This is a genomic window from Microcoleus harperi Pol14_C6, from assembly GCF_036701295.1.
GTDB lineage: Bacteria > Cyanobacteriota > Cyanobacteriia > Cyanobacteriales > Microcoleaceae > Microcoleus.
Genome location: NZ_JAUBQN010000052.1, coordinates 1 through 14,331 on the forward strand (window position 1 = coordinate 1; position 14,331 = coordinate 14,331).

Consider the following 14,331-nt stretch of genomic DNA (forward strand, 5'->3'; position numbering starts at 1 on the left):
CAAAAAAATATGGACGTATTTGCTGCTCACAAAGCCAGTTTGGGCTTTATTTGGGCTTAAATTTTGTTTAAGTCCCATTAAGAGAATCGTCCGCTAAAACAGAGTAGGAGAATTTCCGCTACGATCGAGAGTAGATAGGCTAGCACCAGATAAAATAAAGTAAAAATTCCATCCGCACTACCCGTTGAGATGGCTGCGAGCTCTCGGTTCAAAAGTGGAGATTTTGCTACCTTGGCATTTGCGGGGGGAAATGGCTACAGAAATTCAAAATACTTGGAATTTATACAAATAGAAAGACAGAAATCGACGACAGCCGATCGATCTATTGTGGAAAACTTGCCCTTTTCTGGGGAAAACCCCCGTTTTCCTGTGGAAAACTGCAACTAAATTAAGTGCGATCGCTCTAATTCCCTCCATAGCATTTAAAAAATTAGAGGAATTGCGATCGCAAAAACCGCCTTCCTCCTTCATCCCTCAACCTGCTGTTTGCTGGAGATACAGCCTAAATATTTCCTCCTTCACATCCATCCTCTTCCAGCTTCAGTCTATCCGTTACATCCTTTAAATCCGTTAGACTCATCCGTTACCGAACTTCACGCTTAACTTCTTCCTTCTCTCCAGAATCGTAGCTAATTTGGTCGGAATGGTAAGCCGGCGGCTCAACGTGAATTAAGATGCGTACAGGGCTGAAACGTTCTTCCAAACGGGCTTCTACTTCTTCTGTAATCCGGTGAGCTGTTTCTACATCCACAGCATCCACAATCATGTGCATATCAATAAATACTTGACGCCCTACAACGCCACGGGAGGCGATCGAGTGACAGTTGACAACCCCCGGTACATCGATCGCGATCGCGTGAATAACTTCCGGTGCGATCGCCATTTCATCCACCAACCAAGGCAGATTTTCCCTTAAAACCTTCCAACCGCTGCTAAATACCAAAACAGCCACAGGAAAAGACAAAAACACATCCAAGGATTGTAATTGAGGTATATTCCAAACCTGGCCTTGCCAAACACCAATCAACCCGCCGATGACCATAATTGTCACCCAAACATCGCTCATCGTGTGCTGGGCGTCAGCCACTAAAATCGCGCTACCGAGACGTTTGCCAACACTGCGCTCGTAAAAAGTGACAAAAATATTAATCCCCAGTACAATCAGCAAAATCCACAGTTCGTTTGGGGATATTTTGACAACTTTACCGCCGTTAATCAGCCTTTGGACAGCACCGCTGAGAATTTCAAAACAGGCGATTCCCAGAAAAGCAGCAATTCCCAGAGCTCCGAGAGCATCAAATTTTTGGTGTCCGTAGGGATGATCGCGATCGGGCTGCGGATTGGCATAATGATTAGTTACCAATCCTAAAATATTATTAGCGCTGTCCGTGACGCTGTGCAAAGCATCTGCCAGCAAACTGAGGGAACCAGTCAGCCATCCCACGGCTGCTTTAATTGCCATCACCAGCAAATTTAGCAATAAGGTAATTATTAAAACCTTGCGGACTTCGGAACGGTTATCGGCAACCATAAAATCTCCTCGCTCGGCCGTCAATTTTTCTGGCTTCTAGTTTAAAGCTTATCAAGTCATAACAGGTTAAAAGTATTGCTGACTCTAGCTTGCAACTAGATTTATATTCATTAATTTAGCCTAGCTTCTTGAGACAATTTTTAATTAATAGCAGTTTCGCAGTCCAATTGAGCTGGAATGTACTTCTTTTGGGTTACTATATTTTTTATCATTAACAATAGTATGTTAAATTTCATTGCCCATGTCTATTTCTCCGCTGACACTGAATTTAGTCGAAGGTTCTGTCTCCTTTAGCTTTTCCCCGCAAGCTGCGCGGGATTTGCAAAGCGAAATTGCAGCTTTGATGGAAAGCTTGAAAGCTGTAGCAGCCAAAACCTCTGGCGCTAAAGCTTCTCCCCAAAAACCGATGGAATATCGCTATGCAGGAGATGTCTTTTTGGAAGTTTTCTGCAACCCGAATATCTGGCCAACTCCTTTTGCTGCGAAAGTGCTGATTACGGTTAGGGACGATCGCGTGCGCGTGACCACCGAAGCCGAACTCAGCCGCCTGCGCGACGATCTCGCTCAGTATATCGAACAAGTCGGTTGAGAATCTCAACCTCGATCGTTTGTAGTTAATAGGTTGAATCTGAGTTCAGATACCATTCTCGCTTAACAGGCTTTCCGGCCTGTTCCACAAACATTAAATTTTCTTGTGGGTGGGCTTCTAGCCCGCCCCTGAAAGGCTTATTGAAAGAGGATAGCTATCGGCACGCGAAGCCGACCATTCCCACATAGAACCTGCATAATTATTAGCATTAAATCCCACATTTGTCAACACACAAGTCAACCATGCAGAGCGAATTCCCCCGGAGCAATAACTCACAATTTTAGTTGACTGCGAAACTCCTTTTTGCTGCAAAATAGCGACTATTTCCCCGCGACCCAGCAGTTTTCCCTGTTTGTCCATTAACTGTTTGTAATAGAGGTGAACCGCACCGGGAATGTGGCCGCCGCGCTTTTCTCCGTAAGGCGTTTTACCTGCATATTCTCGCGGCTCTCTGGTGTCAATAATGACTAAATTCTCATCTCCTAAGATAGCTTTCAATTCATCCCGCTGAATTTCCCAATTCGAGCGGCGAGATATTACAAAATCTCCTGTTTGCGGTGGATTATTTGCAGCTTTTACTTGAGAAATTCCAGCTTTGATTAAAGCTAGATACCCTCCATCTACAAAAACAGCTTTTTCGTGTCCCAAAGTCCGCAACATCCAAACAATTCGCCCCTCTTCGCCCCACCCTTTCACAGAATCGGCAACCACTATCACAGGTTTGTCTTGACAAATACCAATTGCTTGCAGTTTTAGAGTTAAAATTGTGTTATTTTCGATAATTTTTCCCTTGTGGGGAAAGTCGGAACGCGAAAATTCCTGCCAACTTACGGGAATAGCGGGTGGGAGACGACAAAACCACTTTAAAATAGGTGCGCGAGCATCAAGCAAAGTAGCTTCTTGTTCCAGCAATTGCTTAGCTAAGTCTGCATTTACTATCCAGTTATTTGCTAAATTACCCAGTAAATTAGACATAATTTATTGAGTAACTTTGGCGGTATTAGCACCGCAGGCTAAAACCCCTTTGGTATTAGTTGGAGGAGCTGGTTTAGTCTTGCCAGGAGCCACATTTAGACACAAGATTGTTTGGGTCTTGTTTCCCACCAAAAAGACTCCCCCCACAAAACTTTTGAGATTAGCTCGCTTCGATACTCCGTAGTTAAATACAGCACCTTTTTTCACCATGGCGATCGAGTAGCTATAATTGGCTGCGTCAGGTTTAATTCGGAGACCCATATAAACCAAGAGATGGGAAACAGAACTTGTAAAACCTGCTTTCTCAGCATAGTAAACTTGCTGAGCTTTATTCATCGAACCCACAATTTTTTTTGCTTCTGATTCCTTAGCTTTAAACGTTTGCGAAACTTGAGCTTCCGAGACTGGACTGAAAACAAATGGCAGAGTTAGAGCTGCGATCGCAACTTTGATCTGCCAGTTGCTGCTATAAATCATGCTTAATTTCACAGAAACCATGTGGAATGAGCAGTTGAGAAACATATAATTAAACTAATTGTTTTGCCTGAAACTGTTTCAAAGCCCCAGGAGCAACCGTGCCGTGTTCTGTGATTATTCCCGATATTAATTCCGCCGGAGTTACGTCAAAAGCGGGATTGTAAAAATCGACTCCCACAGGACAAATTCGCGTAGTTCCAACTTGATACATTTCAACTGGATCGCGTTCTTCAATGGGAATTTTGCTGCCATCGGAAAGTTCAAAATCAATTGTTGACAGAGGAGCTGCAACAAAAAACGGGACGTTGTGAGCTTTGGCAACAATTGCTAAACTGTAAGTGCCAATTTTATTGGCGGCGTCGCCGTTAGCAGCGATTCTGTCTGCACCGACAACTACTGCGTGAATCATGCCGAGTTTCATGCAGTGAGCAGCCATATTGTCTGCTATCAATGTGACGGGAATTCCTTCTTGCACGCATTCCCAAGTGGTCAGTTTTGCACCTTGGAGACGCGGCCGAGTTTCGTCTGCAAAAACTCTTCCGAGTCTTCCTTCTCGCCAAGCAGAACGAAATACACCTAAAGCAGTACCGTAGCCTGCTGTTGCCAACGCACCTGCATTGCAGTGAGTTAGTAAGTTCAATTTTTCCGGTGTAGCTGGCAGAACTTCTAAACCTTTGTCGCCGATATCTTTACAAGTTTGCAAGTCTTCTGCTTGAATGGTTTTAGCCATTTCTAACAAAGTTTTTTGCACTTGTTCGACAGAACCGCTAGTTTTCTCGGCTGTTTTGAGCATTCGCGATATTGCCCAAAACAAATTAACCGCAGTCGGACGAGTCGATCGCAATAACTCGCCAACTTGTTCTAGTTTAGTAAAAAACTCGGTACGATCGCCCGTTTCTATTTCCCTCGCCCCCAAATACATCCCGTAAGCTGCTGCTACCCCGATCGCCGGAGCACCTCGGACTATCATAGTTTTAATCGCCTCAGCCATATCTTCGCAGCGGCTAATTTCGACTACACCGTATTCTTTCGGGAGTCGGTTTTGGTCAATTAGCAGAACTCTGTCTTCTTTCCAAGTGACGGGGGAAACAGGGGAGTTTTGAGGGGTCATCGATTTCAATGATGTGAGGGACAAGTTTCTATGATGCCATGAAGGCGACTATTCCTCTATGTTATGAGGGACACGCTGAATTTGCCAAAATCCCAGCCCTGCGGTTTGAGATTCGAGACTGGAGATTTGAGAGTGAAGAATTGCTGGATACTTACCAATCTCTGGGTTTGGGATTTGCGTAGAGTTGGATTCTTTTTCACAAAAGTGTACTTAGTAAAAAACCGTACATTAAGTTGTGTAAATTATACTTGCGTTTTTTGAAAAATTTCCGTAATCGGGAACAAGCTAGCTGTACCTGCTGTCTGGTTTTTTTAAGTTGAGAATAAAAAAGTGCGATCGAATAACTTTCCAGGTCTAACAGATTTACAAGAATCACAAAAATAGATAATTGTAAAGCTTTGTCTGTACAACTCTATTACTAAGTTGAAGGCGGGTTTTGTGCTAGCCGTATTTGTGGTGGATTGAAGTAGCGACTATCATCGCACGGAAACAACATTGTGAAAACCTAACTAGGTGCATGGGGGAACAGTAATTATGAAAAACCAACAAATAGTATTCGTAGATTCAGCAGTTGAAGATTGGCAGAGTCTGGCGCTCGGTGTTAAAGCGGGTACAGAGGTAATTTTAGTTGATCGTACGCGGGACGGCATCGAACAAATTGCCGAAGCATTGCAGATCCGCAAAGGTATAGAAAGCGTTCATATTATTTCTCACGGGGAATCGGGAAGTTTGCAGCTAGGGCAAACTAGCCTGAATTCCGACAATTTAGAAACATATCGCGGCTGTTTGAAACGGTGGTTTTCGTCATCTGTCAACTCACTTCAAAATCGATTTGAAATTCTGCTTTACGGTTGCAACGTAGCAGCAGGTAAAAAAGGAGAAGCTTTTGTACAAAAGCTGAGCAAGTTAACAAAAGCTAATATTGCTGCTTCTGCAGATATTACTGGGAGTGCCCAAAAAGGCGGAAACTGGGTACTTGAATACGCTACTGGAGCGCTTAAAACAGGATTGGCGATCGAGCCAGAGGTGATGGCAAATTACGCGCATACCTTGGCGACATTTACTGTTACTAATATCAACGATGCCGGGCCGGGTTCGCTTCGACAAGCGATTACGGATGCGAATGCAGCGGCCGCACCGCCGCACAATATTAACTTTGCCATTGGTACAGGCGTGCAGACGATCGCGCCCCTGACTGTCTTGCCACCTATTACCGCTCCCGTAATCATCAACGGTACCTCGCAGACTGGATTTGCAGGCGTCCCACTTATCGAGCTATCTGGCAATAATACCGTTGGAAACGGTCTGATCCTTGCTGCTGGTAGCAGCACCGTGCGGGGATTAATAATTAATGGGTTCACCACCGCCGGCATCTCCGTTCAAAGCAATGGGAACACAGTATCTGGCAATTACATCGGTCTTGATGCCACGGGCACTCTGCCCAGGCCCAACGGCGTATTTGGCGTCGTCATTCAGTCCGGTGCGACCGGTAACATAATTGGCGGACCTAACCAGGGCGATCGCAATGTCATTTCCGGCAATACTACTTTCGGTGTCATCATTGCTGGCGGGAGCAACTCTGTACTGGGCAACTTCATCGGCACTAATGCAGCGGGCACGGCTGCATTAGCCAACATCGGTGCCGGAGTAGTTATCCAAGAGGCAGCTAACAATATAGTAGGGGGCAGCACGGCGGCGGCCCGCAATATTATTTCCGGTAACGGTACTGGGACAGTTATTTCTGGCACGGCAGCCATCAACAACCAACTCCTAGGCAACTACATCGGCACAGATGTCAGCGGCAACAATGCAGTTGCAAATAGTGTGGGCGTAGCTCTCCAGGGAAGCGCAAACAATAATACGATTGGCGGTAGTGTAACGGGTGCTGGCAACGTCATTTCCGGTAATGCTAACAGCGGCATCAGCATTGTTGACAATAGCAGCAGCAACGCTGTCCAAGCCAATTTCATCGGTCTCAATGCCAGTGGAACAACCTTGAGCAACGGTGCTGGCGTCGTCATAGACAATGGGCTCAACAATACGATCGGTGGCAATACAGCAGCGGTTCGGAACATTATTTCTGGCAATGTTGGCAGTGGCATCAGCATCTCAGGTGTCGGTGCCACAGGGAACAGTGTGCGGGGCAATTTCATCGGTACCAATACCGCAGGTACGGCAGCCATCGCCAACGGCAGTTTTGGCGTTGCCATCACTGCGAATGCCACTAACAATACAATTGGCGGGGACTCGACGGCAGGCGAGCGCAACGTCATTTCTGGCAATAGCAGTAGCGGTGTCATCATTAATGCCGGAGCTACAGGTAACTTTGTGCGGGGAAACTTCATCGGCGTCGGAACCGACGGCACTACCGCAGTGGCGAATAGCGCTCCTGGGGTATTGGTTGACTCTTCCAATAATGCGATCGGCGGCACAGCACCGGGCGTGGGGAATACTATAGCCAATAACTCTATAGCTGGGGTCACAGTTAATTCCGGTACCGGCAACAGCATCCAAAACAACTCGATCTTCGCCAACGCCGGCCTAGGCATCGACCTCGGCAACAACGGCATCACCGCCAACGATGCGGGCGACGCCGACACCGGTGCAAACAACCTCCAAAACACCCCCGTACTCACTACCGCTACCGCTAGCGCTGGCAGCGTCACCGTCGCGGGAACTTACAACAGCATTCCCAGTGCCAATTTCACCCTCCAATTTTTCGCCAACAATCCCCCGGGAACCCAAGGTCAAACCTTAATTGCTTCTATCCCGGTAACTACAGACGCTGGAGGCAACGCTGCTTTCAATCAAACTTTCCCAGCAGCAGTCACCGCAGGCCAATTAATCACCGCCACAGCAACCGACGCCGCCGGCAACACTTCGGAATTTTCCGCACAGCCTGTTCCCGTTGTCGTACCGCTGAGTACCATCACCGGCATCAAATTTAACGACATTGACGGCAACGGCACTCAAGCTGCCGGAGAACTTGGCGTTCCCGGAGTTACAGTTTTCCTCGACACCAACGGTGACAGCATTCTCAGTGTCGGAGAAACTTCCGCAACTACCGCCGCCAACGGCAGTTTCACTTTCGGCAACTTGCCTGCAGGTACTTACAGCGTCCGGGAAGTTGTACCGGCTGGAAGCCAAACAACTACGGCTAACCCGGTTTCCGTCATACTGACAGTCGGTCAAACTACTCCTGCTACAGTTAATTTCGGCAACCAAGCAATACCCGTACCGCTGAGTACGATCGCCGGCATCAAATTTAACGACATTGACGGCAACGGCACTCAAGCAGCCGGAGAAGTTGGCGTTCCCGGAGTTACAGTTTTCCTCGACACAAACGGTGACGGCATCCTCGGTGCCGGCGAAACTTCCGCAACTACCGCCGCCAACGGCAGTTTCACTTTCGGCAACTTGCCTGCAGGTACTTACAGCGTCCGGGAAGTTGTACCGGCTGGAAGCCAAACAACTACGGCTAACCCGGTTTCCGTCATACTGACAGCAGGTCAGACTACTCCTGCTACAGTTAATTTCGGCAACCAAACAATACCCGCTGTACTCGGCAGCATTACTGGTATAAAATTTAACGACATTGACGGCAACGGCACTCAAGCAGCCGGAGAAATTGGCGTTCCCGGGGTTACAGTTTTCCTCGACACAAACGGTGACGGCATTCTCAGTGCCGGCGAAACTTCCGCAACTACCGCCGCTGACGGCAGTTTCACTTTCGGCAACTTGCCTGCGGGCACTTACAACGTTCGGGAAGTTGTGCCAGTTGGCAGTCGGCAAACTACTCAAAACCCGCCCCCAGTGATTTTGACAGCAGGTCAAACTACTCCTGCTACCGTTAATTTCGGCAACCAAACAATACCCACTGTACTAGGCAGCATCACCGGGATTACATTTAACGACATTGATGGCAACGGCACTCAAACAGCCGGAGAACTTGGTGTTTCCGGATTTAGGATTTTCCTTGACACCAATAACAACAACAATCTAGATACAGATGAAACTTCCGTTAACACTGGGGCTGATGGCAGTTTCACTTTCGGCAACTTGCCTGCAGGTACTTACAGCGTCCAGGAACTTGTACCGGCGGACATTGCGCCAACTACTCCAAACCCGGTTTCGGTGACTCTGGCAGCAGGTCAAACTAATCCTGCTACAGTTAATTTTGGCAATCGATCGACGTTTCCTCTCCCTCCAACTCCAACTCCGACATCGCCTCCCCCTCCAACTCCGACTCCGACTCCGCCTCTGCCTCCGACTCCCGTCCAACAAAGCAGCATCAGCGGTCTTAAATTCAACGACCGCAACGGCAACGGTACTCAGGATGCGGAGGAAACTGGTCTTTCGGGATGGCAAATTTTCCTCGATGCGAACGGGAACAACTCTTTAGATTCGGGCGAAACTACTGTTACCACTGACAATTCTGGTAATTACAGTTTCAACAACCTCAATCCCGGCACCTACAATGTGCGGGAAGTCCAGCAGACTGGTTGGACGCAAACTACTGCTAATCCGGCGGCGGTTAATCTGGGTAGTGGCGCAAGTCAATCGAACGTTAATTTTGGCAATTTCCAAAATATTAGTATCTCCGGCAGCAAGTTTAATGACCTCAATAACAATGGGGTTTTGGATGCTCAAGAACCGCTCTTGCCGAACTGGCAAATCTTCCTTGACGTTAACAGCAATGACTCTTTAGATGCTGGAGAAGTTAATACTTCAACTGATAGTTTAGGAGGCTATAGTTTCGCTAATTTAGGACCGGGAACTTATCGAGTTCGGGAAGTCCAGCAGACTGGTTGGACGCAAACTACTGCCAATCCTGCTGATATTATTGCTGTCAGTGGCACTAATGTTAGCAATATTAACTTTGGCAATTCCTTCGCCCCAGTCCCACCAACACCACCACCAACACCACTACCACCGCAAGAAGGACAAGATGCTGACTGCATTTGTTCGCAAATTGTTTTACCCAGCATTAGCAGTATTCGCGGCCCAAATTCTGCCACTAATACCCGCAACGGTAGTAACGGCAACGACACTATTCTCGCGACTAATAACGGTGACGAAATAAATGGTTTTGACGGCGATGATTTGTTGGCCGGGTTGCGAGGCAATGATAATGTTTACGGGGGACTTAACAGTGCTTTCCCGGTTGGCCCCGATATAGACACGGACTTGGTGTTTGGCAATGAGGGTAATGATTACCTCAATGGAGTTGCTGGAGAGGATTTAATCTTTGCGGGCAAGAACGACGATGTTGTTTACGGCGGCAAAGATGACGACATTATTTTCGGCGACCAAGAGAGCGATACTTTAATTGGCGACCAGGGTAACGATATTATCTACGGGGGAACTATTAACCCCTTCGACCCTGATTTGACTGGCAACGATTTGGTGTTCGGTTTGGCGGGCAATGACTTCCTCAGCGGGGAGAAAAATCAAGATACGATCGCAGGCGGTGAGGGTAATGATACAGTGCGTGCCGGCAAGGGCGATGACTTAGTTTTCGGCGAATTGGGCAGCAACCTGCTGTTTGGCGATGAAGGAAGTGATACTATCTGCGGTGGCGAGGGGGAAGATACAGTGTACGGGGATATTGGTAGCCCTCTTCCTATTGGTTCTACTGGCGGAAAAGACCAAATATGCGGCGGTTTGGGCAACGATTTGCTGTTTGGCAATGAAGGTCAGGATACTGTCAATGGGGAGGTCGGGAACGATACTATTTACGGCGGTAAGGATGAGGATAGTTTGCTTGGCAGTGCTGGGGACGATTTCTTGTTTGGAGATCAAGGGAATGATACTCTGATTGGAGGCACCGGAAACGATCGATTTATGTTGGGTATGGAGTTCGGCAGCGAGACTATTTTAGACTTTCAATACGGTATCGATTCGATCGGCTTAATGGGTGGTCTGGATTTCTCCCAACTAAGCATTGTGGCTGAGAATAGTTCAACTCTCATCCGAGTTACGGGTTCCGGTCAACTTTTGGCAACTCTCCGCAATGTGCCTGCAAGCGTGATTACTGCCACAGATTTTGCTCTCCTCTAGTGCGATCGAGCTAATTAATTAGGTGAGAATATTGTAGGGACGATGGATTAAGAGACTGTTGGCGAATCAAAAAAGCGTGAAACCAAACATCTTACTGGAGATTCCACGTTGTTTGTGAAGTACACCCCCGATCCATGAATCCCCGTAGGGACAAGGCACTGCCTTGTCCCTACTACTTTATGAACCTGGAATACGCTGTATAATCATGGCAAATAAACTCTGATGAGCCATAAGTAATATCGTTTTCGGTTGCACGGCGCCGTGTCCAACCTGTGGGTAAGATTAATTCCCATGCTACCGCAGTTGATATGACTCTGGGTCGAAAAACTGAATGGTTGAGTGTTAACTGTTGACTCGATTTTATTATGCCGATGCAACCGGAAACGATATCACATCAAACTTGGCATCGTATAGGTCGTCGGTTCAAACCCCGCCACTTCGATCGACAAAACCCGCCTAATTAAGCGGGTTTTGTAGTTTTCCTAAATATTTTCACTCTTTTGCAATAATTAAACAATCACTCTCAACCTTAGACAGCATATCTGGAAAAGCTGATGTGTAATTCCCATCTTTGTCTACAATCCTGCGGAGTGTATATCCGTTGTCAGGAGGTCTGCCGAAAAACGAGTTTGTGCGATGCCAGATATCTCCATTCGGAGTATTCGGATCTCGATCGATCAAAAAATCTACAAGCCACTGCGGCACAGACCATCCAAACACTATCGGCGTGATGTGCCCGTGCTGCAAAGTTGCATCTGAGAATCGAAACAAGTAGCTGAAGCGAGAAAATTTGACTAAATAAAGTAACATCCGTCCCGCCATTGATGAATGAAATGTCCAGATAACAGGGTCAAAAACGCGCAGCAATAACGTCCGTTCCTCAGCATTCCAGTCTGAACTGTACATCGTCAAACAATGGTCTGGTAAAACATTCCCGTCCATAAAAAAGATACCTTGCAGGACTTCGGGTAACTCGGCTGGATGTTCTACTTTCATCCAATTCGCGATGTTTTTTAGTTGCTTTTGTTCGATTAACATGGTATTATTTATCCTCAAAATAGTTGGGTTTTGGTTTCCTATTGGATACCCCCTTGATTTCTTAGTCGATCGAACGATCGATAGTTTATGTGGCGTGCTGTTTCAACTCACATCTTGCATCATAGCCAATCAGTTATTCAAGGGCGGGGGGACACCCCACAATAAACTTGATGTCTTGTGGGGTGGGCCGTCGGGCCTGTTAAGCGAGAATGGTGCAATATCTCAGTTTCAACCGCTGTCCGATCGAGCTTTTGGATTAATTACCGCCGCAAGTTAGGCTCAGAAGCTCGTCGCACTTTGCCTACCGTACTCACGACATCCACCAGCATCTTGAGTGCGATGTCTTTACCGGGGCAAATCCGTCCCGCACTCCGATCGCCCACGGAATGAAATCCCATATGAAAAGGGCACAGATTCTCCCGCTTAGGGTTGAATTCGTATACCGTAGAGCCCCAGAAACTCTCGTCTAGCAGCCCCAGGCTGAGCGGTATGAGTACCTTGGTTCCTGCGGGGAAGGTGCGCTCTTTGCCCGCTACGGTTGCGGTGAAAGGCCCTGTCGCGACTCTGTGCGTGGCGCTGACGGGGGCCCAGAGGCGGGCGCATTCCAGGAGGAAGAGCTCGATCGACTGGCGATCGTCCAAATCGAGATCATCCCAAAAATCAGTCGGGTTAATTTCGGCCGTCTGTTGTCCTTTATAGGCAGGGAGAGGGCGGTATCCCATTGCCGTGTAGCCCAGGTGTAGGGGGCCTTGCATTCCCGCTATGCCCATAATTGATGTCATCAGCTTTGCCAATTCCCGCTTAGTCATGCCGTTGTTTTCCGAGCTCTCCTCGAAGTCGGCTAAAGCTGGGGAATTTTCATAGATAGTCGCTGCACGCTCGATTAGAGTGGACAAATTGCCATGTCCAAAAAGGTTCAGGCTTTCTAATAGGTTGCCGATGACGGCGAAGTAGTGCAGCGGGCTTTGGCGGGTGTAATGCAATTCGGTGAGAACTTCGATCGACTCTGAATTGTCTGGATTAATCCCAAAGATGACGTAGTGCAGGTATCGGACTAAAAATCCCATCCAACCCCGCTTGACATCGGTAAAAAACGCTCCCCCCGCACCGTGCGACATCTCGGCATAATCTGCGGCTAGCCGATCGAGCAACCGCCTGCTGATTTCGTCTCCCTGGCGATCCGCTGTGGCACTGTTGAAAAGATATTTCTGCATACAGCTTCGGAATGCTGCGTGGTTGCTGCTACCATCAGTTTCGCGATCCGACAAAGACAGCAGAAAAAGGTTTCTACCGCCGACATCTTGGTTGGGGGCGCGATCGGGATCGAGTACAGAAGTACCAAGGCGCCATCCGCGCGCCTGGGGCGATGTGAGTGCTTTTTCCAGCGTGTCAAACTCTCCCATCACGACTTGCCCCGCGCAGCAAAAGTTGGCTCCGAAAGCCAGCCGTTTTATCTGCAAATAGGTGGGTTCGTTGGCAATCAAACCCTCAATCAGGGCGATCGGCGGTAGCATCGTTTTGCTGAGACTTTCTTCCGGGTTTTGCAAAGCCCAAACCTGAAACTCGTTCAGGGCCGGGTTCATCAGCGATGAGAAAATAGTATCTAAATTTAGGTTCATCATAATTCCTCCGAGAATCCCTCGCCATAACCCGCTTTGCAGTTAGCAGCAAGAGGGTATTGAGCGGCAATTGAGCGTGATTGAATACCCGCTTCATTGCCAAAATCAGTAAGTATAACTATAGCCATTTTTCTTTGTGCACGCAGTGGCAATATAGAGATAGTTTTACTGAATATGTCTGCGTCTAAGTCTAGCCTTTTTCCGGACAGTGAGTGTAATTTATAACGATTCCTCGTCAGTAGATATATTTTCTGCATCTCAAGTATTAGCCACAATCTTTTAGAGTCACACATAAACAGTAGTTGTGTGCGACTACTTGCTATTAAATTTAGCCAACAAAATCGGCGACATTAATTAGAGTGAATGAGACCCATTCAGAGCAACTAAAATTTCTCCCTTTGCTGACGAACGGATGAAAGTTGTACTGTTTTATTGAATAAAGGAAAGTTGAGAGAAAGTAAGATTGTTGCCTAGAGAAAGCAAATCTTTATTGTCTTCTTTTTTGAGATCGCGCCCCGTCGCACTTTGAAGATTCCGCAAATAAGCGAACAAACCAGAGCTTTTTGTCCCGTCACGCAGCGTTACTTCATCATTGTTAATGAATGTGAGCAAATCATCGCCGCTCATCCCTTCATCATGAGCAGCCCAATTACCCCAGCGGTACGAAGATTGAATCAGCGGTTTGTACTTATCAAATTTTCCCTCTAAAAAGGCTTCTTCTTCTCTGATATTTTCCGCATCATCTAATAGCTGGAGTAAAAGAATCCAAGTGAATTGGGGTAAACGGTCTAATTCCCCATTCATTCCCTTATCTTTCCGCATGATGTCACGCGCCGACTTTATCATGCTGCCGAGGCGTTGAGCAGTGGTGACGGGTTTATTGGTTTGAGATGTAGTGCGTTTGGGCATTTTGAGAGAAAATTAAAGTAAT

12 protein-coding genes are annotated in these 14,331 nt (G+C 47.3%); 5 read left to right on the forward strand and 7 right to left on the reverse strand.

Translation table 11 applies throughout. From position 1 onward, the window contains the following. The first annotated feature begins 189 nt into the window (after nucleotides 1-189). Entirely contained in the window at nucleotides 190-387 is a 198-nt protein-coding gene (locus QUA27_RS24460) for a hypothetical protein (protein ID WP_333071290.1), read from the forward strand. Nucleotides 388-583: 196 nt separating this feature from the next. On the opposite strand, the gene cdf31 is transcribed toward QUA27_RS24460, so the two are convergent. Beyond that, entirely contained in the window at nucleotides 584-1,531 is a 948-nt protein-coding gene (gene cdf31 / locus QUA27_RS24465; RefSeq protein ID WP_333071292.1) for a CDF family zinc efflux transporter Cdf31, read from the reverse strand. Between the two features lie 241 nt (nucleotides 1,532-1,772). On the opposite strand from cdf31, the gene QUA27_RS24470 reads away from it, so the two are divergent. Further along, entirely contained in the window at nucleotides 1,773-2,120 is a 348-nt protein-coding gene (locus QUA27_RS24470) for a hypothetical protein (protein ID WP_333071294.1), read from the forward strand. A gap of 117 nt (nucleotides 2,121-2,237) precedes the next feature. Here the strand turns inward: QUA27_RS24470 and QUA27_RS24475 are convergent, their stop codons facing one another. The 3 genes from QUA27_RS24475 to mtnA are packed head-to-tail and all read right to left on the reverse strand — an operon-like array spanning nucleotide 2,238 to nucleotide 4,683. Next, the gene (locus QUA27_RS24475) at nucleotides 2,238-3,095 is read right to left on the reverse strand and encodes a sulfurtransferase (protein WP_333071296.1); all 858 of its coding nucleotides are present in this window, start codon (nucleotides 3,093-3,095) and stop codon (nucleotides 2,238-2,240) included. A 3-nt stretch (nucleotides 3,096-3,098) separates the two neighbouring features. Further along, nucleotides 3,099-3,617 (reverse strand): type IV pilin-like G/H family protein, encoded by a 519-nt coding sequence (locus QUA27_RS24480; protein ID WP_333071297.1) that lies wholly within the window; start codon nucleotides 3,615-3,617, stop codon nucleotides 3,099-3,101. Between the two features lie 4 nt (nucleotides 3,618-3,621). Continuing rightward, a complete protein-coding gene (gene mtnA / locus QUA27_RS24485) occupies nucleotides 3,622-4,683 on the reverse strand; it encodes an S-methyl-5-thioribose-1-phosphate isomerase (RefSeq protein ID WP_333071300.1) in 1,062 nt (353 codons plus the stop codon). A 38-nt stretch (nucleotides 4,684-4,721) separates the two neighbouring features. On the opposite strand from mtnA, the gene QUA27_RS24490 reads away from it, so the two are divergent. Further along, complete coding sequence (locus QUA27_RS24490; RefSeq protein ID WP_333071302.1) at nucleotides 4,722-4,865, forward strand: hypothetical protein; 144 nt, start codon at nucleotides 4,722-4,724, stop codon at nucleotides 4,863-4,865. 352 nt (nucleotides 4,866-5,217) lie between these two features. Next, entirely contained in the window at nucleotides 5,218-10,743 is a 5,526-nt protein-coding gene (locus QUA27_RS24495) for an SdrD B-like domain-containing protein (protein WP_333071304.1), read from the forward strand. Nucleotides 10,744-11,235: 492 nt separating this feature from the next. On the opposite strand, the gene QUA27_RS24500 is transcribed toward QUA27_RS24495, so the two are convergent. Continuing rightward, a complete protein-coding gene (locus QUA27_RS24500; RefSeq protein ID WP_333071306.1) occupies nucleotides 11,236-11,781 on the reverse strand; it encodes a hypothetical protein in 546 nt (181 codons plus the stop codon). Here QUA27_RS24500 and QUA27_RS24505 point away from each other — a divergent pair. Beyond that, nucleotides 11,780-12,058 carry a hypothetical protein gene (locus QUA27_RS24505; RefSeq protein ID WP_333071308.1) on the forward strand — a complete coding sequence of 93 codons (279 nt, stop codon included), beginning with the start codon at nucleotides 11,780-11,782 and terminating at the stop codon, nucleotides 12,056-12,058. The two genes, QUA27_RS24500 and QUA27_RS24505, sit on opposite strands and share 2 nt — an antisense overlap. Here the strand turns inward: QUA27_RS24505 and QUA27_RS24510 are convergent. After that, a complete protein-coding gene (locus QUA27_RS24510; protein WP_333071309.1) occupies nucleotides 12,042-13,403 on the reverse strand; it encodes a cytochrome P450 family protein in 1,362 nt (453 codons plus the stop codon). The genes QUA27_RS24505 and QUA27_RS24510 overlap by 17 nt on opposite strands. A 426-nt stretch (nucleotides 13,404-13,829) precedes the next feature. Further along, nucleotides 13,830-14,309, reverse strand: a complete 480-nt coding sequence (locus tag QUA27_RS24515; protein ID WP_333071310.1) for a type I restriction-modification system subunit M N-terminal domain-containing protein — start codon at nucleotides 14,307-14,309, stop codon at nucleotides 13,830-13,832. Nucleotides 14,310-14,331 lie beyond the last annotated feature (22 nt).

Coding starts and splice junctions, on each gene's coding strand:
- QUA27_RS24490 (WP_333071302.1), top strand. CDS start 4,722: ATGAAGGCGACTATTCCTCTATGTTATGAGGGACACGCTGAATTTGCC.
- cdf31 (WP_333071292.1), bottom strand. CDS start 1,531: ATGGTTGCCGATAACCGTTCCGAAGTCCGCAAGGTTTTAATAATTACC.
- QUA27_RS24515 (WP_333071310.1), bottom strand. CDS start 14,309: ATGCCCAAACGCACTACATCTCAAACCAATAAACCCGTCACCACTGCT.
- QUA27_RS24470 (WP_333071294.1), top strand. CDS start 1,773: ATGTCTATTTCTCCGCTGACACTGAATTTAGTCGAAGGTTCTGTCTCC.
- QUA27_RS24510 (WP_333071309.1), bottom strand. CDS start 13,403: ATGATGAACCTAAATTTAGATACTATTTTCTCATCGCTGATGAACCCG.
- QUA27_RS24475 (WP_333071296.1), bottom strand. CDS start 3,095: ATGTCTAATTTACTGGGTAATTTAGCAAATAACTGGATAGTAAATGCA.
- QUA27_RS24480 (WP_333071297.1), bottom strand. CDS start 3,617: ATGTTTCTCAACTGCTCATTCCACATGGTTTCTGTGAAATTAAGCATG.
- QUA27_RS24500 (WP_333071306.1), bottom strand. CDS start 11,781: ATGTTAATCGAACAAAAGCAACTAAAAAACATCGCGAATTGGATGAAA.
- mtnA (WP_333071300.1), bottom strand. CDS start 4,683: ATGACCCCTCAAAACTCCCCTGTTTCCCCCGTCACTTGGAAAGAAGAC.
- QUA27_RS24460 (WP_333071290.1), top strand. CDS start 190: ATGGCTGCGAGCTCTCGGTTCAAAAGTGGAGATTTTGCTACCTTGGCA.
- QUA27_RS24505 (WP_333071308.1), top strand. CDS start 11,780: ATGGTATTATTTATCCTCAAAATAGTTGGGTTTTGGTTTCCTATTGGA.
- QUA27_RS24495 (WP_333071304.1), top strand. CDS start 5,218: ATGAAAAACCAACAAATAGTATTCGTAGATTCAGCAGTTGAAGATTGG.